Origin of the sequence: Pseudonocardia broussonetiae (assembly GCF_013155125.1) — a bacterium.
Taxonomy (GTDB): Bacteria; Actinomycetota; Actinomycetes; order Mycobacteriales; family Pseudonocardiaceae; genus Pseudonocardia; species Pseudonocardia broussonetiae.
The window spans coordinates 7,080,086-7,101,609 of sequence record NZ_CP053564.1 but is presented as its reverse complement, the minus strand read 5'-3'; the positions used below and the strand labels follow the sequence as shown (position 1 = coordinate 7,101,609).

General features: G+C 75.8%; 18 protein-coding genes and 1 pseudogene. 15 read left to right on the top strand and 4 right to left on the bottom strand.

Going from position 1 to position 21,524, the window contains the following annotated elements:
• The first annotated feature begins 11 nt into the window (after positions 1 to 11).
• Positions 12 to 3,389 (top strand): pyruvate carboxylase, encoded by a 3,378-nt coding sequence (locus HOP40_RS34315; RefSeq protein WP_172167439.1) that lies wholly within the window; start codon positions 12 to 14, stop codon positions 3,387 to 3,389.
• Positions 3,390 to 3,450: 61 nt separating this feature from the next.
• Positions 3,451 to 4,017, top strand: a complete 567-nt coding sequence (rsmD, locus tag HOP40_RS34310; RefSeq protein WP_172167437.1) for a 16S rRNA (guanine(966)-N(2))-methyltransferase RsmD — start codon at positions 3,451 to 3,453, stop codon at positions 4,015 to 4,017.
• Here the strand turns inward: rsmD and HOP40_RS34305 are convergent.
• Entirely contained in the window at positions 4,011 to 4,754 is a 744-nt protein-coding gene (locus HOP40_RS34305; protein WP_172167435.1) for a sulfite exporter TauE/SafE family protein, read from the bottom strand. The two genes, rsmD and HOP40_RS34305, sit on opposite strands and share 7 nt — an antisense overlap.
• 148 nt (positions 4,755 to 4,902) lie before the next feature.
• On the bottom strand, positions 4,903 to 5,658 hold the full coding sequence (locus HOP40_RS34300) for a dienelactone hydrolase family protein (protein WP_172167433.1): 756 nt from the start codon (positions 5,656 to 5,658) through the stop codon (positions 4,903 to 4,905).
• A gap of 56 nt (positions 5,659 to 5,714) precedes the next feature.
• Between HOP40_RS34300 and coaD the strand changes: the two genes are divergently transcribed.
• From coaD to mutM, 8 genes and pseudogenes are all read left to right on the top strand, one after another.
• Entirely contained in the window at positions 5,715 to 6,197 is a 483-nt protein-coding gene (gene coaD, locus HOP40_RS34295; protein WP_172167431.1) for a pantetheine-phosphate adenylyltransferase, read from the top strand.
• Between the two features lie 76 nt (positions 6,198 to 6,273).
• Positions 6,274 to 7,020, top strand: a complete 747-nt coding sequence (locus HOP40_RS34290; RefSeq protein ID WP_172167429.1) for a DivIVA domain-containing protein — start codon at positions 6,274 to 6,276, stop codon at positions 7,018 to 7,020.
• Between the two features lie 42 nt (positions 7,021 to 7,062).
• On the top strand, positions 7,063 to 8,337 hold the full coding sequence (locus HOP40_RS34285) for a MinD/ParA family ATP-binding protein (RefSeq protein WP_240157427.1): 1,275 nt from the start codon (positions 7,063 to 7,065) through the stop codon (positions 8,335 to 8,337).
• 493 nt (positions 8,338 to 8,830) lie between these two features.
• Positions 8,831 to 9,196: pseudogene (locus HOP40_RS36285) on the top strand (C40 family peptidase); the annotation flags it as partial.
• A gap of 815 nt (positions 9,197 to 10,011) precedes the next feature.
• On the top strand, positions 10,012 to 10,581 hold the full coding sequence (locus HOP40_RS34275) for a YceD family protein (protein WP_420821776.1): 570 nt from the start codon (positions 10,012 to 10,014) through the stop codon (positions 10,579 to 10,581).
• 59 nt (positions 10,582 to 10,640) lie between these two features.
• Positions 10,641 to 10,823, top strand: a complete 183-nt coding sequence (gene rpmF, locus HOP40_RS34270) for a 50S ribosomal protein L32 (protein WP_172167427.1) — start codon at positions 10,641 to 10,643, stop codon at positions 10,821 to 10,823.
• A gap of 13 nt (positions 10,824 to 10,836) precedes the next feature.
• A complete protein-coding gene (gene rnc, locus HOP40_RS34265; RefSeq protein WP_172167425.1) occupies positions 10,837 to 11,577 on the top strand; it encodes a ribonuclease III in 741 nt (246 codons plus the stop codon).
• Positions 11,578 to 11,595: 18 nt separating this feature from the next.
• Positions 11,596 to 12,495: a bifunctional DNA-formamidopyrimidine glycosylase/DNA-(apurinic or apyrimidinic site) lyase gene (mutM, locus tag HOP40_RS34260; protein ID WP_172167423.1), complete on the top strand. Its 900-nt coding sequence runs from the start codon at positions 11,596 to 11,598 to the stop codon at positions 12,493 to 12,495.
• On the opposite strand, the gene HOP40_RS34255 is transcribed toward mutM, so the two are convergent.
• Positions 12,473 to 13,507 (bottom strand): magnesium and cobalt transport protein CorA, encoded by a 1,035-nt coding sequence (locus HOP40_RS34255; RefSeq protein ID WP_172167420.1) that lies wholly within the window; start codon positions 13,505 to 13,507, stop codon positions 12,473 to 12,475. The genes mutM and HOP40_RS34255 overlap by 23 nt on opposite strands.
• Before the next feature lie 142 nt (positions 13,508 to 13,649).
• Between HOP40_RS34255 and HOP40_RS34250 the strand changes: the two genes are divergently transcribed.
• Positions 13,650 to 13,967, top strand: a complete 318-nt coding sequence (locus HOP40_RS34250) for a PadR family transcriptional regulator (RefSeq protein ID WP_172167418.1) — start codon at positions 13,650 to 13,652, stop codon at positions 13,965 to 13,967.
• A complete protein-coding gene (locus tag HOP40_RS34245) occupies positions 13,964 to 15,121 on the top strand; it encodes an HAAS signaling domain-containing protein (RefSeq protein WP_172167416.1) in 1,158 nt (385 codons plus the stop codon). Before HOP40_RS34250 ends, HOP40_RS34245 begins: the two co-directional genes overlap by 4 nt.
• 59 nt (positions 15,122 to 15,180) lie before the next feature.
• Here the strand turns inward: HOP40_RS34245 and HOP40_RS36550 are convergent, their stop codons facing one another.
• On the bottom strand, positions 15,181 to 15,885 hold the full coding sequence (locus HOP40_RS36550; protein ID WP_275691329.1) for a CAP domain-containing protein: 705 nt from the start codon (positions 15,883 to 15,885) through the stop codon (positions 15,181 to 15,183).
• Positions 15,886 to 15,906: 21 nt separating this feature from the next.
• Between HOP40_RS36550 and HOP40_RS34235 the strand changes: the two genes are divergently transcribed.
• Genes HOP40_RS34235 through smc form a run of 3 tightly spaced genes read left to right on the top strand, consistent with a single transcriptional unit; the run spans position 15,907 to position 21,142 of the window.
• Positions 15,907 to 16,197, top strand: coding sequence for an acylphosphatase (locus HOP40_RS34235; RefSeq protein ID WP_172167413.1), 291 nt, complete (start codon positions 15,907 to 15,909; stop codon positions 16,195 to 16,197).
• 43 nt (positions 16,198 to 16,240) lie between these two features.
• Positions 16,241 to 17,509: an MFS transporter gene (locus HOP40_RS34230; protein ID WP_172167411.1), complete on the top strand. Its 1,269-nt coding sequence runs from the start codon at positions 16,241 to 16,243 to the stop codon at positions 17,507 to 17,509.
• 51 nt (positions 17,510 to 17,560) lie between these two features.
• Positions 17,561 to 21,142, top strand: coding sequence for a chromosome segregation protein SMC (gene smc / locus HOP40_RS34225; protein WP_172167409.1), 3,582 nt, complete (start codon positions 17,561 to 17,563; stop codon positions 21,140 to 21,142).
• Positions 21,143 to 21,524 lie beyond the last annotated feature (382 nt).

The following is a 21,524-nucleotide window of genomic DNA, read 5'->3' as shown; positions in this document are numbered from 1 at the left end:
AGGGGTCGCCCGTGTTCCGCAAGGTTCTGGTCGCCAACCGGGGAGAGATCGCGATCCGGGCGTTCCGGGCCGCCTACGAGCTCGGGGTGTCGACCGTCGCGGTCTTCCCGTACGAGGACCGCAACTCCCTGCACCGGGCCAAGGCCGACGAGTCCTACCAGATCGGCGAGCCCGGGCACCCGGTGCGCGCCTACCTCTCGGTCGACGAGGTGATCAAGGCCGCGCGCCGGGCGGGCGCCGACGCGATCTACCCCGGCTACGGGTTCATGTCGGAGAACCCCGACCTCGCGCAGGCCTGCGCCGACGCCGGGATCACGTTCGTCGGGCCGCCGTCCTCGGTGCTGCACCTGACGGGCAACAAGTCGCGTGCGATCGCCGCGGCCCGCGAGGCCGGCGTCAACGTGCTGAGCTCGTCGGAGCCGGGCACCGACGTCGACGCCCTGGTGGCCGCGGCCGACGAGATCGGCTTCCCGATCTTCGTCAAGGCGGTGGCGGGCGGCGGCGGGCGCGGCATGCGGCGCGTGCAGGAGCCGGGCGACCTCCGCGAGGCCATCGAGGCCGCGATGCGCGAGGCCGAGTCGGCCTTCGGCGACGCCACGGTGTTCGTCGAGCAGGCGGTCGTGAACCCCCGTCACATCGAGGTGCAGATCCTGGCCGACGCCGAAGGCAACGTCGTGCACCTCTACGAGCGCGACTGCTCGGTGCAGCGGCGCCACCAGAAGGTCATCGAGATCGCGCCCGCGCCCAACCTCGACCCGGCGATCCGGGAGCGGATCTGCGACGACGCCGTGAAGTTCGCCCGGCACATCGGCTACGTCAACGCGGGCACCGTGGAGTTCCTGCTCGACGAGCGCGGCGAGCACGTCTTCATCGAGATGAACCCGCGCATCCAGGTCGAGCACACCGTGACCGAGCAGGTCACCGACCGTGACCTGGTCATCGCGCAGCTGCGCATCGCGTCCGGCAAGACGCTGCCCGAGCTGCGGCTCACCCAGGACCAGGTGACGTGCACAGGCGCCGCGCTGCAGTGCCGCGTGACCACCGAGGACCCGTCCAACGGCTTCCGCCCCGACACCGGGACGATCAGCAACTACCGCTCCCCGGGCGGGCCCGGCGTCCGCCTCGACGGCGGCACGACCCACACCGGCGCCGAGGTCAGCGCGCACTTCGACTCGATGCTGGTCAAGCTCACGTGCAACGGCCACGACTTCCCCAACGCGGTGCGGCGCGCGCGCCGGGCGATCGCGGAGTTCCGCATCCGCGGCGTGTCGACGAACCTGCCGTTCATCGCCGCGGTGCTCGCCGACCCCGACTTCCAGCAGGGCCGGGTCACCACGAGCTTCATCGAGGAGCGCCCGCAGCTGCTGCGCGCGCGCCAGCCCGCCGACCGCGGCACGCGGATCCTGACCTACCTCGCCGATGTCACGGTGAACCGGCCCAACGGGGAGCGCCCGCAGGTCGTCGAGCCCGTCGACAAGCTGCCGGTCTGCGACCTCGCCGCGCCCGCCCCGGACGGCTCGCGCCAGCTGCTGCGCGAGCTCGGGCCCGAGGGGTTCGCGCGGCGGCTGCGCGAGCAGACGGCCGTGGCCGTCACCGACACGACGTTCCGCGACGCCCACCAGTCGCTGCTGGCCACCCGCGTCCGCAGCCGCGACCTGCTCGCCGTCGCCCCGTACGTGGCGCGCACCGCCCCGCAGCTGCTGAGCCTGGAGTGCTGGGGCGGCGCGACGTACGACGTGGCGCTGCGGTTCCTCAACGAGGACCCGTGGGACCGCCTCGCCGCGCTGAGCGAGACCGTCCCGAACATCTGCACGCAGATGCTGCTGCGCGGGCGCAACACCGTCGGCTACACGCCGTACCCGACGGAGGTGACCGACGCGTTCGTCGAGGAGGCGGCGGCGTCGGGGATGGACGTCTTCCGGATCTTCGACGCCCTCAACGACGTCCAGCAGATGCGCCCGGCCATCGACGCCGTGCGGGCCACCGGCACGTCCGTCGCGGAGGTCGCGCTCTGCTACACCGGCGACCTGTCCGACCCGTCCGAGCGGCTCTACACCCTCGACTACTACCTGCGCCTGGCCGAGCAGATCGTCGACGCGGGCGCGCACGTCCTCGCGATCAAGGACATGGCCGGCCTGCTGCGCCCGCCCGCGGCGAAGGCACTGGTCACGGCCCTGCGCGAGCGCTTCGACCTGCCGGTGCACCTGCACACCCACGACACGGCGGGCGGCCAGCTGGCCACGCTGGTCGCGGCGATCGACGCCGGGGTCGACGCCGTCGACGCGGCGGTGGCGAGCATGGCCGGTACGACCAGCCAGCCGTCGCTGTCGGCGCTGGTGGCGGCCACCGACCACACCGAGCGCGCCACCGGGCTCTCGCTCACCGCGGTCGGCGACCTGGAGCCGTACTGGGAGGCCGTGCGCAAGGTCTACGCGCCGTTCGAGTCGGGGCTGGCGTCGCCGACCGGGCGCGTCTACCACCACGAGATCCCCGGCGGGCAGCTGTCCAACCTGCGCCAGCAGGCGATCGCGCTGGGGCTGGGCGACCGGTTCGAGCTGATCGAGGACCTCTACGCCGCCGCCGACCGGATGCTGGGGCGGCTGGTGAAGGTCACGCCGTCGTCGAAGGTCGTCGGCGACCTCGCCCTGCACCTCGTCGGCGCCGGGGTGGAGGCGGCCGACTTCGAGGCCGAGCCCGGCAAGTTCGACGTCCCCGACTCGGTGATCGGGTTCCTGCGCGGCGAGCTGGGCGACCCGCCCGGCGGCTGGCCCGAGCCGTTCCGCACCCGCGCGCTGGAGGGGCGCTCGCCGGAGAAGAACGCCGTCGAGCTGACGATCGACGACCGCCGCGGGCTGCGCGAGGACCGCCGCGCCACGCTCAACCGCCTGCTCTTCCCGGCTCCGACGAAGGAGTACGAGGCCCACCAGGAGGCCTACGGCGACACGTCGGTGCTCTCGACCAAGGACTTCCTCTACGGCCTGGAGCCCGAGACCGAGCACACCGTCGAGCTCGAGCAGGGCGTCACTCTGCTCATCGAGCTGGAGGCGATCTCCGAGGCCGACGAGCGCGGCTACCGCAACGTCCTGGCCACCCTCAACGGGCAGATGCGCCCGATGCAGGTGCGTGACGAGTCGGTCTCGACCGACGTCAAGGCGGCCGAGCGGGCCGACCGGGGCAACCCGCACCACGTGGCCGCGCCGTTCGCCGGCGTCGTCACGCTGCAGGTCGAGGAGGGCGACGCGGTCGAGTCCGGCCAGACCGTCGCCACCATCGAAGCTATGAAGATGGAGGCCTCGATCACCGCGCAGCAGGGCGGCCGGGTGGGCCGGCTCGCGATCGGCCGGGTCCAGCAGGTGGAGGGCGGCGACCTCCTGCTGGAGCTGGAGTGACCCCTCGTGAGCGGCGATCGTGGCCCTGGCCACGATCGCCGCTCACGGGCGGCGAAGCCGCATGACGAGGATCGTCGCCGGGGTCGCCGGCGGGCGGCGCCTGGCCGTGCCCCCGTCGGGCACCCGGCCCACGTCCGACCGGGTGCGCGAGGCCCTGTTCAGCTCGCTGACCCACGACCCCGGGCTCGACGGCGCCGCCGTGCTCGACCTGTGCGCGGGGTCGGGGGCGCTGGGGCTCGAGGCGCTGTCGCGGGGCGCGGCGCACGCGCTGCTGGTGGAGTCCGACCGGCGCGCGGCCGCGGTGCTGCGGCGCAACGTCGCCGACCTGGGCCTGCCCGGCGCCGAGGTGCGCGCGGCCCCGGCGGGCACCGTGCTGGGCTCGGACGCCCCGCGCCCCTACGACCTGGTGCTCGTCGACCCGCCCTACGACGTCCCCGACGCCGAGGTCGCCGGCTGGCTCGCCGACGCGGCCGCGCACGGCTGGCTCGCCCCGGACGCGGTGGTGGTCGTTGAGCGGCGGGCCGGGCGGGGGCGTGACGGCGGGTCGTTCGCGTGGCCGTCGCCGCTGGTCGCGGTCCGGCAGCGGCGCTACGGGGAGACGGTGCTGTTCACCGGGGCGTGTCAGTAGGCCTGCACGGCCAGCCACACCGCGAGGCCCAGCCCGGCCAGGGCGATCCCGACGCGCAGCGGCCCGGCCGGCAGCCGGCGCACCACCCAGGGCCCGCACCAGCCGCCGATCGCCACCCCGATCGCGAGCGGTGGCACCGCCCACCACTCGACGGTGCCCAGCACCGCGAACCCGACGGCCGCGACGGCGTTGGCCAGCCCGAGCAGCACGGCCTTGAGGGCGTTGCCCCGCGCCAGGCCCACCGGCAGCCCGATCAGCACCAGCGCCAGCATCAGCACCCCGGCCGCCGCGCCGAAGTAGCCGCCGTAGACGGCCACGGCGAAGATCCCGCCGAGCACCGCGGGACCGGCGTCGGGGGAGCCCCGGCGCGCGGCGACGGCCCGGATCCGCGGCTGGAACAGCAGCACCAGCGCCGCCCCGCCGACGAGGAACGGCACGATCCGCTCGAACGCCTCCGACGGCGTCACGAGCAGCAGGCCGGCCCCGGTCGCCCCGCCGAGCAGCGTCAGCGGGGCCAGCCGGCGCAGGACCGGCCACTGGCCCGACAGCTCGGGGCGCGACCCGGCCACCTGCCCGACCGTCGAGAACGCCAGCGCAACGGTGTTGGTGACGTTCGCCGTGGTCGCCGGCAGGCCCACGGCCAGCAGCGCCGGGTAGGAGAACAGGGACGCGAGCCCCGCGATCGACCCGGACAGCCCGGCCGCCACCCCGGCGAGGACCAGGAGCAGACCCGTCACGCCGGCCCCGTCCGACCCCGACACGCGCGCCACGAGACCCCGACTCGCGGGAAGTGCCTCCGCGAGTCGGGGTGTTCCCGCGAGTCGGGGTGTTCCCGCGAGTCGGGGTGTCGTGGCGACCGAGTCGGGGTGCCGCTGCGGCCGGTGCTCACGGGCGGGGCAGCGCCTCCGCGTAGAGGGACTCCAGCGCCGCCCAGTGCCGCGCGGCCGCCGCCTCGTCGTAGGTGGGGTTGTCGGGCACCGCGAAGCCGTGGGCGGCGGGGTAGGTCTCGATGGTGTGGGTCACGCCCGCCCCGGTCAGCGCGGCCTCCAGCAGGTCGCGCGCGGCCTCGTCGAAGGAGCCGTCGTCGGTGGCCCCGGCGACGTAGACGGCCGACCGGATGTCGGCGGCGCGCAGGTGCGGGCTGTCCGGGTCGTCGGCGGAGGCGAGGCCGCCGCCGTGGAACGACGCCGTGGCGGCGATCCGGTCCGGCCGGTGCGAGGCGACGACCATCGACGCGCGCCCGCCCATGCAGTAGCCCGTGGTGCCGACGGCGTCGCCGGAGACCTCGGTGGCGGTGGAGAGGAAGTCGAGGTAGGCGTCGAGGTCGCTGCGGTACATCGCCGCGGTCACGCCCTTGACCATCCCCATCAGCCGGGCGCGCTCGTCGGGCTCGGAGAACACGGTGGCGAGGTCGAAGGGGACCCAGCCGGGCGTCCGGTAGTAGACGTCGGGCAGCAGCACGCCGTAGCCGTCGCCCAGGGTGGCGAGGCGGTCGGCCATCGCCCGCATCGTCGCGCGGGTGCCGCCCGCGTCCGGGTAGAGGATCACCGCGGGCCACGGGCCGGGGCCCTCGTCGGGCAGGTGCAGGGTCACGGGGCAGTCGCCGTCGGTGGTCGGCACGACGTGATCGAGTACGGGCACGGGTCGAGTTCTACTCCGGACGGCGGCCGCGTGCGCGACGGGTAGGGTCACCGCCCATGAGGCGCGCGGTCTGCCCCGGTTCGTTCGATCCCGTCACGCACGGCCACCTCGACATCATCGGGCGCACCGCCCCGCTGTTCGACGAGCTGGTGGTCGCGGTGCTCGTAAACAAGTCGAAGAAGGGCATGTTCACGCTCGAGGAGCGGATCGACATGCTCACCGAGCAGACGGCGCAGTACCCGAACGTCCGCGTCGACTCCTTCCACGGGCTGCTCGTCGACTACTGCCGCGAGCACGACGTGCGCGCGATCGTCAAGGGCATCCGGGCGGTGTCCGACTTCGACTACGAGCTGCAGATGGCGCAGATGAACCACGGCCTGACCGGCGTCGAGACGCTGTTCATGCCCACCGCGCCGGAGTTCAGCTTCATCGCCAGCTCACTGGTCAAGGAGGTGGCGACGTTCGGGGGAGACGTCGCCCACCTGCTCCCGGAGGCGGTACACGCTCGGCTGATGGAGCGCATCGCGGAGCGGGCCTGATCACCCGAACGGAACTTGACACGCGGGTGCGGGCCGAATAATCGGTCCACGCGCGCCCCGATGAGAGGATGCCCGCGTGTACCGGGTCTTCGAATCGCTCGACGCGCTGGTCACCGTCGTCGAGGAGGCTCGGGGCGTCCCGATGACCTCGAACTGCGTGGTCCCCCGCGGGGACGTCCTCGAGCTGCTGGACGACGTCCGGGAGGCGCTCCCCGGCGAGCTCGACGACGCCCAGGACGTGCTCGACCGCCGCGACGACATCATCGGCGACGCCGAGCGCGAGGCCGAGCAGGCCCGCTCCGGCGCGCAGGCCGACGCCGAGCAGATGCTCGCCGACGCGCAGGCGGAGGCGACGCGGCTGGTCGAGGAGGCCCGCGCCGAGGCCGAGCAGACGCTCGCGCAGGCCCGGCACGAGGCCGAGCGCGCCGTGGGGGAGGGCCGCCGCCAGTACACCGAGCTGACCGACCGCGCCCGCGCCGAGGCCGAGCGCCTCGACGCCGCCGGGCGCGCCACCTACGACCGGTACGTCACCGACGGGCTCGCCGAGCAGGCGCGGCTGGTGTCGCAGACCGAGGTGGTGCGCACGGCGCACGCCGAGGGCGCGCGGGTCGTCGACGCGGCGCAGGCCGAGTCCGACCGGCTGCGCCGGGAGTGCGACGGCTACGTCGACGCCAAGCTCGCGGAGTTCGAGGACACGCTGGGCAAGGCGCTGCGCACCGTCGGCCAGGGCCGCAGCCAGCTCTGGCGCGGCCACGGCGGCGGGCCGGCCCCGGCGGCCCCCGGCTACGGCCGCTCCGGCACGGGGATGGACCTGATCGACTGACGATCGGCCACGGAGCGCGTCGATCACGCTACTGTCCGTGCCATGGCGCGACGGGTCGAGCCCGACCCCGCGGGCTGGTGGGAGCGCTACGGGCACCGCCTCCACGTCGGATCGGGTGCGGGGGAGACAGTGCACAGCACGAGCGGGCACAGCACGAGCGGGCACAGCACGAGCGGGACCGGCGCCGACGGGATGCACGGGGGGCGCACGGCCGGTGAGCTCACCGACGACATGATCGTGCGCCGGCGCGCCGACGTGCCCGGGGAGGGCTGGCGCCAGGTGGTGCACCGGGTCAGCGGCGGGCTGGTCAACCCCGGCCCGAGCGAGCTGGAGCGCGTGCGCCGCCAGCTCGTGCACCGGCTGCGCCGCCCCCTGCACGCCACGCACCGCATCGCCGTCACCTCGATCAAGGGCGGCGTCGGGAAGACGACGGTCGCCACCTGCCTGGGCCTCGCCCTGGCCGAGCACCGCGGCGACCGCGTCGTCGTCCTCGACGCCAACCCCGACGCCGGCACGCTCGCCGACCGGCTCACCGGCGAGTCGTCGGTGACGGTCCGCGAGCTGCTGCGCGACGTCGACCGCATCCACTCCTGGGCCGACATCACCCGCTACACGAGCCTCGCGGGCCGGCTGCAGGTGCTCGCCTCCGAGCAGGACCCGGCGTCCAGCGACGCGTTCAGCCGCGAGGAGTACGAGCAGGTCAGCGGTGCCCTCTCGCGGTTCTTCAACATCGTCATCACCGACTCGGGCACCGGGCTCGTGCACTCGGCGATGGAGGGCACGCTCACCCTCGCCGACAGCGTGATCATCGTCGGCGCCCCCACCGTCGACGGGGCGAGCCGGGCGAGCAAGACGCTCGACTGGCTCCTCGCCCACGGCCACCCCGACCTCGCCCGCGCCGCGATCGTGGTGCTGTCGTGCGACCGCACGAGCGACGAGGTCGACGCCGTCCGCATCCGCGAGCACTTCGCCGCCCGCTGCCGCGCCGTGGTGGAGATCCCGCACGACCCGCACCTGGCCACCGGCGGCCGCGTCGAGCTGGCCCGGCTGCGGCCGCGGACCCGCGACGCGTTCCTGGGCCTGGCCGCCCTGGTCGCGGACGCCTTCGACCGCCCCCCGCCCGCCCCGCCCCAGCTCCACCCGACCCAGCCGCCCACCCAGCCCCCCACCCCCCGGCCCAGCCCCCCACCCCCCGGCCCAGCCCCCCACCCCCCGACCCAGCCCCCCACCCCCCGACCCAGCCCCCCACCCCCCGGCCTGACCCCGGCGCACCACCCCCGCGAGTCGGGCTCTCGTTGCGCGCGAGTCGGGCTCTGACTGCGCGCGAGTCGGGGCGCGGACGGTGACCGCGTCGGGCCCGTGAGGTGAGCGGGGTAACAGCTCCCGCACGGCCTGCGAGTCCCCTCGGACCATTCGGGGATCGGGCGCCACCACCCGTGCCGCCCGTGGTCACACCTGCGAACGGTGACGAGGGGCTGGCGTGGAACGCACCCAGGACGCGGCACGACGGAGCAGATGGCCGGTAGCGGCCGTGGCGGCAGCGGTGCTGGTCGCCGCGGGGTGGGGGCCTGCGCCCGACGCGCTCGCGGTGCCCGCGGACGCGGAGCCGACCGCGCCGGTCGCCCAGCCGGCCGGCTCCGGCACCCCGACCTGGTCCGCGTCCGCGGCGGCGCAGCCGGTCGTGCCGCCGGTCGTGGTGGCCGCCGCCGTCGCCGCCGCTCCACCCGCGGAAGCAGCCGCGGCGGCCCCCGTCGGGACGGCGGCCGTGCCCTCCGCGCCGTCGCCCGCGACCGTCGCGGAACCGGGTGGCGCCGTGAACGCGGCCATCGCGTTCGCACTCGCCCAGATCGGCCTGCCCTACGTGTGGGGCGGCAACGGACCGGCCGACGGCGACCCCGGGTTCGACTGCTCGGGCCTGACCACCGCGGCCTACTCCTACGCCGGCATCGGGCTGCCGCGCACCGCGCACACCCAGTTCCAGGCCGGGCCCCGCCTGACGCCCGGCGCGGCGCTGCTGCCCGGCGACCTGGTGTTCTACGGGACGCTCGCACGGGTGCACCACGTCGGCATGTACCTCGGCGGCGGCCGGATGGTGAACGCGCCGCGGCGCGGGAAGCCGGTGCAGATCGCGATGGTCCGCTACCCCGGCGACGACTACCTGGGCGCCAGCCGGCCGGCCGCGGGCTCCGGACCGGCCACCGGCCCGTTCCTGCCGCCGACCGGGCCCGCCCCCACCGTCGAGCCGGCGTTCCCGGCTCCGGCGATCACGGCCGATCCGCGGGAGGTGCCGCGGGTGCTCACCGCGCCGCCGCTGCCCGCCCCGGTCGCCCCGGCCGTGCTGCCCGTGGTCCGGCAGGCGGCCGCCGCGCCGGTGGTGGTCGCGGCCGTCGCCGCACCACCGGCCGTCGCCGGAACCCCGACCGACGCGGGAGCCGCGCCCCCCGCGTCGCCGTCGCCCCCGTCGTCGCTGCCCGGCTCACCGGGGAGCGTCCCGCTTCCCGCGCCGGGCACCGCTCCGCCGGTGAGCACGCCCCCGGCCCCGTCGTCGCCCGTCCCGTCGGCACCGTCGACCCCGTCGTCACCCTCGCCCACCCCGGCGGCGCCGCCGTCGACGTCACCCGAGCCGGAGGAGCCCGTCGTGGCCCCGCCGCCGACCACGACACCGGCCCCACCGGCCACGGCCCCACCGGCCACGACACCGCAGGCCACGACACCTCGGGAGACGACGCCGGCGACCACGACGCCGCGGGCCACGACCTCCCCGCCCGCCCCGCCGCCCGTCGTCACCCCGCCGCCACCGGCCCCGACGACGAAGCCCGCACCCACCCCGGTCCCCACCACGACCGCCGTCCGGGAGCCGGTGACCACGACGGCGACGGAGCCGGACGAGGAGGTCACCGCCACCGCGGACGACGAGGAGGAGGACTCCGGCTGAGGGTCCGGGGCCGCGCGGCCGCAACCCGGTGGCGCGGAGCGCCTACCCTGGACCGGGTGAGCGCACACCGTCCCGCGTCCCGCGGCCCCGTGAGCCCCTGGGTCTTCGGCACCCGGGAGCTCGGGCGCCGACCGGGCGCCATGAAGTCCTACACCCGCACCGTGCCCGCCCCCGGCGAGCCCGAGCGGCTGGGCCTGGAGACGATCGGGGTGCCCGAGGGCAGCCCGATCGAGCTCGAGGTCCGGCTGGAGTCGGTCACCGAGGGCATCTACGTCTCCGGCACCGCGCACGCCTCCCTGGAGGGGGAGTGCGCGCGCTGCCTCGACCCGCTGACCGACGAGATCACCGTCGAGCTGGCCGAGCTGTTCGCCTACCCCGACAGCGTCACCGACGAGACCACCGACGCCGACGAGCTCCCGCGCGTCGGCGACGACCAGGTCGACGTCGAGCAGATCGTCCGGGACGCGCTGGTCCTGGACCTGCCGCTGTCGCCGCTGTGCCGCCCCGACTGCCCCGGACTGTGCGTCGAGTGCGGCGAGAAGTGGGCCGACCTCGCGCCCGACCACGGGCATGAGACACTGGACCCTCGCTGGGCCGCTCTGCGTGAGCGCCTGCCTGCCGACTGATAGCCCTGCCGACCGAGAACTCCTCCGGTCGGGAACCGAGTACTGCTAGGAGATTCATCGTGGCCGTTCCGAAGCGCCGGATGTCGCGGTCGAACACGCGCTCGCGTCGGTCGCAGTGGAAGGCCACTGCTCCCACGCTCGCCGCGTGCCAGAACCGCGCCTGCCGGGCCGTCAAGCCCCCGCACGTCGCCTGCCCGACGTGCGGGCAGTACGACGGCCGCCAGGTCGTCAGCCCGGCCTGATCCCCGGATCCTCGTGCCAGGACACGGCCAGCAGGGGCCCGCAGAGGACCGCGGGCCCCTGCTGCATGCCCTGGGTGTCGAGATCGGCGAGGAGCTGCTGGTCCTCGCGCTGACCCACCGCAGCTACGCCTACGAGAACGGCGGCCTGCCCACCAACGAGCGCCTGGAGTTCCTGGGCGACTCGGTGCTGAGCATCGTCGTCACCGAGCGGCTCTACCTCGAGCACCCCGACCTCCCGGAGGGGCAGCTCGCGAAGCTGCGCGCGAGCGTCGTCAACATGCACGCGCTCGCGGGCGTCGCGGAGACCATGGGCCCCGACGGGCTCGGCGCGTACCTGTACCTGGGGCGCGGCGAGGAGATGACGGGTGGACGCACCAAGTCGAGCATCCTCGCCGACGCCACCGAGGCCCTGATCGGCGCGATCTACCTGGAGCACGGCCTGGAGACCGCCCGCGCGGCGGTGCACCGGCTGTTCGACTCCCTGCTCGTCGGCGCCCCGCTGCTCGGCGCGGGCCTCGACTGGAAGACGAGCCTGCAGGAGTTCACCGCGGCCGCCGACCTGGGCGTGCCCGAGTACCGCATCACCGAGGACGGCCCCGACCACCTCAAGGTCTTCACGGCCACGGCGGTCGTCAACGGGCGCGACCTCGGCTCCGGCGACGGGCGCACGAAGAAGGAAGCCGAGCAGAAGGCCGCCGAGCTGGCCTGGCGCACGCTGACGGCCGAGGCCGCCACCGGCTCCGCCGCCTCCTGAGCGGGTCGAGCAGCCCCCGTGCCCGAGCTCCCCGAGGTCGAGGTCGTCCGGCGCGGCCTGGCCGACCACGTCCTCCGGCGCACCATCGCCTCCGTCGACGTCGCCCACCCGCGCGCGGTGCGCCGCCACGTCGCCGGCGGCCCCGACTTCGCCGCCCGCCTCGCCGGCCGCACGGTCACCGCGGCGCGGCGCCGGGGCAAGTACCTGTGGCTCGACCTCGACGGCGACGAGGGTGCGGGGGAGCAGGGCGGCGACGCGCTGCTCGCCCACCTCGGCATGAGCGGCCAGATGCTCGTCGCCGACGAGAGCCGCCCCGACGAGAAGCACCTGCGCATCCGCCTGCGGTTCGACGACGACGGCCCGGAGCTGCGGTTCGTCGACCAGCGGACGTTCGGCGGGCTGTCGCTGCACCCCGTCGTCGGCCCGGACCGGCTGCCCGAGCCCGTCGCGCACATCGCCCGCGACCCGATGGACCCCGCGTTCGACCTCGACGCCGCCGTGGCCGGCATCCGCCGCCGGCGCACCGGCCTCAAGCGCGCGCTGCTCGACCAGACCGTCGTGTCCGGCATCGGCAACATCTACGCCGACGAGGCCCTGTGGCGCGCGCGGCTGCACGGCGAGCGCCCCACCGAGAAGCTGACGCGGGCCCAGGGGCGGACGGTGCTCGCCGCGGCCGCCGAGGTGATGGACGCCGCGCTGGCCGCGGGCGGCACGTCGTTCGACGCGCTGTACGTGAACGTCAACGGCGCCTCGGGCTACTTCGACCGCTCGCTCGACGCCTACGGGCAGGCCGACCGCCCGTGCCGGCGCTGCGGCACCCCGATCCGCCGCGAGTCGTTCATGAACCGCAGCTCGTTCAGCTGCCCGCGCTGCCAGCCCCGGCCCCGGAGCGGCGCTACAGCCATCCGCGGCGCTTGAAGACGGTGTAGAGCCCGAGGCCCAGCAGGATCATCAGCATCAGGGCGAAGGGGTAACCCAGCGTCCAGTGCAGCTCGGGCATGACGTCGAAGTTCATGCCGTAGATCGACGCGACGAGCGTGGGCGCGAAGAGGATGGCCGCCCACGACGAGATGCGCTTGACCTGCTCGTTCTGCTCGTAGCCCGCCTGCGTCATCCGGGCCATCTCCTCGTTCTGCCGCTGGCCGACCAGTGCGGCGTTGACGGTGAGGATGTTGGTGAGCAGCGCGCGGAAGCCCTCGATGCGCTCCAGGACGCGCGTGGCGTGGTCGGCGACGTCGCGCAGGGCCCGGCGCAGCTCGAGGTCGCTCTCGGAGGCGGTCTCCTTGAGCCGCTCGCGCAGCCCGGCGAACAGCGTCTCCAGGGGCTCCACCGCGCGCTGGAACTCGATCACCTCGCGGGTGAGGGTGTAGATGCGCCGGGAGACGCCGGGGTCGCCGCCGAAGACCTGCACCTCGATCTCGTCGATGTCGTCCTGCAGGCCGTCGAGCACCGGGGCGTAGTCGTCGACGACCTTGTCCAGCACGGCGTAGAGCACGGCGTAGGGGCCGGTGTCGAGGAGCGCGGGGTCGGCCTCGAGGCGCTTGCGCACCTCGCCGAGGTCGGGCTCCTCCGCGTGCCGCACCGTGATCACGAAGTCGTGCCCGACGAACAGGTGCACCTCGCCGATGTCGACGACCTCGTCGTAGTCGACGTAGCGGGCCGGGCGCAGCACGACGAACAGCAGGTCGCCGTAGCGCTCGAGCTTGGGGCGCTGGTGGGCGGTGATGGTGTCCTCGACGGCGAGGGCGTGCAGGCCGAACTCGTCGGCGACGGCCCGGATCTCCTGCTCGCTGGGGCGCAGCAGCCCGATCCAGCCGAAGGTCCGTGGTCCGGCGGGACAGGCCTTGAGCTCCTCGAAGGTGTGGTCGAGCGAGGAGGGCACGACGGCGCGCTTCCCGTCGACGTAGATCGCGTTGTCGACGACGGACATGCGGACTCCTGGTCGGGCGGGCCGGGCCTCCCGCTGCCGGGAGGGCGCAGCCAGGGTATCCGGGCGGCGCACCCGCGGCCGCGACTCGCCGGTGCTGGTGCGCCTCTGACAGTACTGCGCGCCGCGTAGTACTGTCCGCCGCGTGGATCCGACGCAGCTGCTCCGAGGGGTGCTCGACCTGGCGGTGCTCGCGGTGCTCGACCGCGCCGACGGCTACGGCTACGAGGTCCTGCGGGGCCTGCGCGCCGCCGGGCTGGAGGACGTCGGCGACGCCTCGGTCTACGGGACGCTGCGCCGCCTCTACAACGCCGGGCTCCTGACGTCCTACGTCGTGCCCAGCGAGGAGGGCCCGCACCGCAAGTACTACAGCCTCAACGCGCTGGGTCGCGAGCGGCTGGCCGAGTCGACGGCGACCTGGCACACGTTCGCGAAGACCATGGAAGGGCTGGTGGACCGATGACCGCCGACGTGCACGGGGCAGCGCAGCAGGAGTACCTCGCGGGCCTGCGGGCCGCGCTCGCCGACCTGCCCGACGGCGAGGTCGGCGAGATCCTCGACGACGTCGGCGCGCACCTGGCCGAGCTCGACCCGGACGACGACCTGGTCGCGCGGCTGGGTCCGCCGCAGGCCTACGCCGCCGAGCTGCGGACCGCGGCCGGCTACCCGGCCGCGCCCGTCGCCGTCGACGCCGCCCCGGTGGGCACGGGCGGCGCGCGGTTCGCCCTCGTCGCGCTGGTCGGGTCGACGGCGCTGGTGCTGCTCGCCGGCCTCGTGGCGGTCGAGCCGGAGGCGGCGGCGCTGGTCCTGGTCCTCGCCGTGCTGCTCGGCCTCGCGGCGGCGCCGGTGGTGTTCCGGGCCGGCCCGCGCGTCGACGCGGTCGCGGCGCTGCCCGCGGTCCGCGCGGCGCTGGCCTCGCGCCCCGACCCCGACTCCTCGGGCGGCCGGCTGCTGGGCTTCCTCGCGAGCCTGCAGCCCGCGTGGTGGCTGCTGCGGGCGCTCGCCGCGGGGGCCCTGGTCGGCCTGGTCCTGGGTGCCGTCGGCGCGCTGCAGGTGGTCCTGACCGGGCTCGTGCTCGCGCCGTTCTCGGTGTGGCTCGGGTTCCGCTCCCGCCGCGACCGCCGCTGGCTCTGGTCGGTCGTCCCGCTCAACGCCCTGGCCGCGGCGGTCGTGGTCGTCGGGCTCGTGCTGACCCCGACAACGCCCTCCGTCCAGAGCACCTCCGCGACGCCGTACCTGCCCGGCCTGTGGCAGGACGGCGAGCGTCCCGTCGAGGACATCCGGCCCGTCGACGCGGCGGGCACCCCGCTGACCGGCGTGTACCTGTTCGACCAGGACGGCCGCCCGCTCGACGTCGGCGACAACGGGGAGTGCACGTCCGGGTACCGCGCCGGGCCCGCCCCGGTGCAGCCCTACCCGCGGGGCACCCCGCGCTACGACGACCGCACCGGCACCTGCGTGCCCGTGCCGCCCGGCCCGCTGGTGGTGGCGGTGCCGTCCGCGACCCCGGTGCCCCTGCCGGCCCTCACGCCCGTGCCGCCCGTCCCCACGGCCCTCACGCCGGCGCCCACCACGGCACCGCCGGCGCCCACCGTCCAGGCGCCACCCACCGGGTGACGTCCGCGACGGGCGGCCGGCGGTGCGGGGGCTCCGCCGGTCGCCCGGGGATCCGGGTCTCAGAACCCGAAGTTCTGCACCCAGTAGTTCCCGTCGTCGTCGAAGCCGACGCCGATGGCGGCGAAGTCGCAGTCGAGGATGTTGCGGCGGTGGCCCGGCGAGTTCATCCAGCCCTCCACGACCTCGGCCGCGGTCTCCTGCCCGCGGGCGATGTTCTCCCCGCCCGGGGAGGGGTAGCCTTCGGCGCCGATCCGGTCGTCGAAGCGGCGGCCGTCGCGGCTGACGTGGTCGAAGTAGCCCTGCGCGGACATGTCCTCGGCGTGGCCCTGCGCGGCGGCCCCGAGCCGGGCGTCGGTGGCGAGCGGGCCGCAGCCGGCGTCGGCGCGCTCGGCGTTGGTCAGGTCGACGACCTGCGCGGCCGCGCCCCCGGAGCTGCGGCGGGGCGCGGCGGGCTCGGGCTCCGGGGCCGGCTCGGGCGCCGGCTCCGCGGTGGTCGTCGGGGCCGGGGTGGTGGTGGGCGCGGCCGTGGTCGTCGGGACGGTGGTCGGGACGACCGGGAACGGGACGACGGCCCGGCGCGCGGGTGCCGGCGTCGGCGCCGGGGTCTCCGGCGGGGCGGTGGCGGCCAGCGGACTGCCCAGCGCCGTGTTCACGGCGTCGGGGAGCGCGGCGGGCGGGGCGACGACGGCGACCGTCCCGACGACGACCGCGCCCGCGGCGAGCCCGGCGAGCAGGGGCGCCGCGCGGCGCCCGATGCTGATCACGCCGGGTAACGTAGCAGCCTTGTGAGTACCACCACGCGTTCCTCCGTCCGGCTCACCGCCTGGGTCCACGGCCACGTCCAAGGGGTCGGGTTCCGGTGGTGGACCCGCTGCCGGGCGCGGGAGCTGCAGCTCGTGGGCGAGGCCCGGAACCTGCGCGACGGGCGTGTCGCCGTGATCGCGGAGGGTGAGCGGCGCTCCTGCGAACGGCTGCTCGTGCTCCTGCGGGGCGACCGGGCGCCGGGGCGCGTCGACGAGGTCGTCGAGCAGTGGGGCGACGCGCGGGGCGGGTTCGACGGGTTCGTCGAGGCCTGATCGGCCCCTGGCGCCGCGGCCCCGCACCGGTGACGATGGCCCGGTGACTGACGATGTTGCGGCGCCGACGACGACGCCGGGGCGGACCTCGGACCTGCAACGACGGGTCGTCGGGGTGCTGGTCGTGGCGCAGGTGCTCGGCGGGGTCGGAGTGTCCACGGGCATCGCGCTCGCGAGCCTGAGCGCAGCCGAGCTGTCCGGGTCCGACGTCGTGGGCGGTGCGGCGCTCACCGCGATGGTCGTCGGCACGGCGCTGGCGGCGCTGCCCGTCGCGCGGCTCGCCACGCGGTCGGGGCGCCGGCCCGCGCTGGTGCTGGGCTACGGGGCGGGTGCGGCGGGCGCCGCCGGAGCCGTGGGGGCCCTGTCGATCGGGAGCTGGCCGCTGCTGCTCGTCGCGCTGGTGCCGTTCGGGGCGGCGTCGGCCGCCGGGCTGGCGGCGCGGTTCGCCGCCACCGACCTCGCCGACCCCGGGTCCCGCGCCCGGTCGCTGGCGCTCGTGGTGTGGGCGGTCACGGTCGGCGCGGTCGCCGGGCCCAACCTGGCGGGCCCGATGCAGGGGCTGGCCCGGGCGCTCGGGCTCGTCGCGCAGAGCGGGCCGTTCCTGCTCGCCGCGGTCGCCTTCGCCGCCGCCGCGGCCGTCGTCGCGGCCGGGCTGCGACCCGACCCGCTGGTGCTCGCCCGCGAGCGCGAGGCGGCGGTCACCGCCACGGTCCCGGCCGCCCCCGCCCGCAGCGCCTGGAGCGCGGCGCGCGAGCACCCCGCGGCGCTGCTCGCCATCGGGGCGATCGCCGTCTCGCACCTGCTGATGGTCGGGCTGATGTCGCTGACGCCGGTGCACATGCACCACGGCGGGGCGACCGTGTCGGTGGTCGGGCTGGTGATCAGCCTGCACGTCGCGGGGATGTACGTGCTCAGCCCGGTGTTCGGCGTGCTCGCCGACCGGTGGGGCCGGCGCCCGGTGCTCGTCGTCGGCGCGGTCCTGCTCGTCACGGCGGGGCTGGTGGCCGCCCCGGCGGCACCCACCGACCCCGCGATGCTGGCCGTCGGGCTCGTCGCGCTCGGGCTGGGCTGGTCGGCGGCGCTGGTCGCCGGGTCGGCGCTGCTCACCGACGCGGTGCCGCTCGCCGACCGGGCGCAGGTCCAGGGGCTGTCGGACGTCACGATGAACGTCGCCGGCGCGGCCGGGGGCGTGCTGGCCGGGGTCGTGGTCGCCGTCGCGGGGTTCGGGGCGCTGGGATTCGGGGTCGCGGCGGTCGCCGTCGCGCTGCTGGGCGTGGTCGTCGTGGGTGCGCGCGCAGGGGCGCGCGCCTAGCGGGGCTGCGCCGATCGCTACTCTGCGGGGCCCGCCCGACGCAGGAGAGCCGTGCACCTCAAGAGCCTGACGCTGAAGGGCTTCAAGTCCTTCGCCTCGGCGACGACGCTGCGCCTCGAACCCGGCATCACCTGCGTCGTGGGGCCGAACGGCTCGGGCAAGTCCAACGTCGTCGACGCGATCAGCTGGGTGTTGGGCGAGCAGGGCGCGAAGGCGCTGCGCGGCGGCAAGATGGAGGACGTCATCTTCGCCGGCACGTCCGGGCGGGCGCCGCTGGGCCGCGCCGAGGTGACGCTGACGATCGACAACTCCGACGGGGCGCTGCCGATCGAGTACTCCGAGGTGTCGATCACGCGCCGGATGTTCCGCGACGGCGCGGGCGAGTACGAGATCAACGGCTCCTCGTGCCGGCTGCTCGACATCCAGGAGCTGCTGAGCGACTCCGGCATCGGCCGGGAGATGCACGTCATCGTCGGGCAGGGGCAGCTCGACTCGGTGCTGCAGAGCAAGCCCGAGGACCGCCGCGCCTACATCGAGGAGGCCGCGGGCGTCCTCAAGCACCGCAAGCGCAAGGAGAAGGCCCTCCGCAAGCTCGACGCGATGCAGGCCAACCTCACGCGCCTGACCGACCTCACCGCCGAGCTGCGCCGCCAGCTCAAGCCGCTCGGGCGCCAGGCCGAGATCGCGCGCCGCGCGCAGAGCGTGCAGGCCGACCTGCGCGACTCCCGGCTGCGCCTGGCCGCCGACGACCTCGTGACCCTGCGCGACTCCCTCGCCCGCGAGGAGGCCGACGAGTCCGCGGCGCGGGCGCGGCGCGCGGAGGTCGAGGAGCAGCTGTCCGTGGCGCGCGTGGAGCAGGAGCGGCTGGAGACGGCGCTGGCCGCCGACGCGCCGCTCCTGGCCGCCGCGCAGGACACCTGGTACCGCCTCTCCGCGCTGGCCGAGCGCCTCGCGGGCACCGTCCGCCTCGCCCAGGAGCGCGGCCGCCACCTCGCGGGCTCGGCCGAGGAGCGCACCCCCGGGCGCGACCCCGACCAGCTCGAGGCCGAGGCCGAGGCCGTCGCCGAGCAGGAGGACGAGCTGGTCGGGGCCGTCACCGAGGCCCGGGCCGCGCTCGCCGAGATCCTGGAGACCCGCGCCGAGCACGAGCGCACCCTCGCCGCCGCGGAGCGCGCGCACCGGGCCGCGGTCCGCGCGCTGGCCGACCGCCGCGCCGGGCTGGCCACCCTCGCCGGGCGCGCGGAGGCGATGCGCAGCACCGCAGCGGCCACGGCCGACGAGATCGAGCGCCTGTCCGACGCGCTGGCCGAGGCCGAGGACCGCACGGCGTCGGCGCGCTCGGAGCTGGAGGAGGCGGGCGACGCCGTCGACTCCGGGGACGTGCCCGCCGAGCTGGAGGAGCGCCGGGTCGCCGCCGTCGAAGGGCTCGACGCGGCCCGCGCGCGGGTGGCCGACCTGGTGGCGCAGGAGCGGGAGGCGGAGAAGCAGCGGGCGCACTGGCGGGCGCGGGTCGACGCGCTGTCGGTGGGGCTGGCGCGCAAGGACGGCTCGGCGTCGCTGTTGGGGGAGGACGGGGTGCTGGGCGCGGTCCCCGGGCTGCTGACGGTGGAGCCGTGGGCGCGGACGGCCGTCGCGGCGGTGCTGGGGGAGCTGGCCGACGCGGTGGCGGTGGCGGACGCGGGGGCGGCGGTGGGGGCGCTGCGGCTGCTGCGGGCCCGGGATGCGGGGCGGGCGGTGCTGGTGGTGGGGTCCGCCGAGTTGCAGGAAAGCCACGTTCACGCAACCTCGTTGCAGGAAAGTGGCTTTCCTGCAACGGCGCGCTGGGTGGCCGAGGGGGTCGCGCCCGACGGCCCCGTCGCCTCCGCCGTCCGCCGGCTGCTCTCCGGGGTCGTCGCCGTCGACTCCCTCGACGACGCCGCGGCCGTGGTCGCCGCCGACCCCGCGCTCACCGCCGTCACCGCCGAGGGCGACGTGCTCGGCGCCGCCCGCGCGTCCGGGGGATCGGGCACGGCGACCAGCGCGCTCGACGTCCAGGCCGCCGTCACCGAGGCCGCGCAGGCCCGCGACGGCGTCGAGGAGGAGCTGACCCGCCTGCGCCCGGCGCTGGAGGGCGCGCGGGCCGAGGAGTCGGCGCGCCAGGCCGAGGTCGAGGCGGCCCGGCGGGCGCAGAACGCGGCGGAGCAGCGTCGGTCGGCGGCGTCGGCGCAGCTCGGACGGATGGAGCAGGCCGTCCGCTCGGCCGCGGCCGAGGCGCAGCGGCTGCGCGAGCGGCGCGACGCCGTCGAGTCCCGGCGCTCCGACGCCCTCCTCGCCCTGGAGGCCGCCGAGCAGCAGCTCGCCGTCGCCGAGGACGAGCCGGTCGACGACGAGCCCGACACCGAGGTGCGCGACGCCGCCGCCGACGCCGTCGAGACGGCCCGCTCGTCGGAGGTCGACGCCCGCCTCGCGCTGCGCACCGCCGAGGAGCGGGCGCGGGCGATCTCGGGGCGGGCGGAGTCGCTGCGGCGGCAGGCGTCGTCGGAGCGGATGGCCCGCGAGCGCGCCGCGGCCGCCCGGGAGGCGCGGGAGCGCGGGGCCGCGGTGGCCGCGCTCGTCGTCGAGGCGGGGGAGGTGGCGTGCGCGCGGATCGCGCAGTCCCTGGCCGTCGCCGCGGCCGAGCGCGACGCGGCCGCCGCCGCCCGCGACGCGCGCGAGCGCGAGCTCGGCGAGGTCCGGCTCACCGCGCAGCGCCTCACCGCGCTGATGGAGAAGCTGACCGACGCCGTGCACCGCGACGAGGTGCTGCGCGCGCAGTCGCGGCTGCGCCTCGAGCAGGTCACGGAGAAGGTGCTGGCCGACCACGGCCTGGGCGTCGAGGACCTCGTCGCCGAGTACGGGCCGGACGCCCCGGTGCCCGCCTCGCTCGCCGAGGTCGCGGAGTACGAGGCGGCGCGCGAGCGGGGCGAGGACGTCACCGCCCCGCCCGCCATGCCCTACGACCGCGCCACGCAGGAGCGCCGGGCGGCCCGCGCGGAGAAGGACCTGGCGCTGCTGGGCCGGGTCAACCCGCTCGCGCTGGAGGAGTTCGCGGCGCTGGAGGAGCGCTACCGGTTCCTGTCGACGCAGCTCGAGGACCTCAAGAACACCCGCCGCGACCTGCTCACCGTCGTCCGCGAGGTCGACGACAAGATCCTCGAGGTGTTCGCGCAGGCGTACGAGGACGTGGCGCGCGAGTTCACGGTGGTCTTCGAGACCCTGTTCCCCGGCGGCGAGGGCCGGCTCGTGCTCACCGACCCCGAGGACATGCTGACCACCGGGGTCGAGGTCGAGGCCCGCCCGCCGGGCAAGAAGGTCAAGCGGCTGTCGCTGCTGTCGGGCGGGGAGCGGTCGCTGACGGCCATGGCCCTGCTGGTCGCGATCTTCCGCGCCCGCCCCTCGCCGTTCTACATCCTCGACGAGATCGAGGCCGCCCTCGACGACGTCAACCTCCGGCGCCTGATCAGCCTGATGGAGGAGCTGCGCGCCACCAGCCAGCTCATCGTGATCACGCACCAGAAGCCGACGATGGAGGTCGCCGACGCGCTGTACGGCGTGGCGATGCGGGGGGACGGGATCACGACGGTGATCAGCCAGCGGTTGAGGCCGGCGAGCTGAGAGCCCGTGAGCGGAAACCGTGGCTGGGGGCACGGTTGGCGCTCACGACCTGTTTCTGGGGGTTGGGCCGGGCTGGGGTGGTGTTCGGGCGGGGACGGCGCGGGGTGGCGCGGTCCGGGGTGGCGCGGCCCGAGTTGCAGCAAGGCCACCTTGTGGACGGTTCGTGGCGTGAAGGTGGCCTTCCTGCAACGGGCGGGTGGGTGAGCGGCGGGCGGGGTGAGTGAGCGGCGGGCGGGGACGCGTGGCGGCGGGCGGGCGGGGGCGGGTCGTGCCGGTGATCGCCGGGAGTGTCACGTGGGGGTCGTCGGGGGGACCGTGGTGGTGCGGTTCCGGCGATCACCGGCCGATGATCGTCGGGAGTGCGACGGCAGGGCCGTGACGG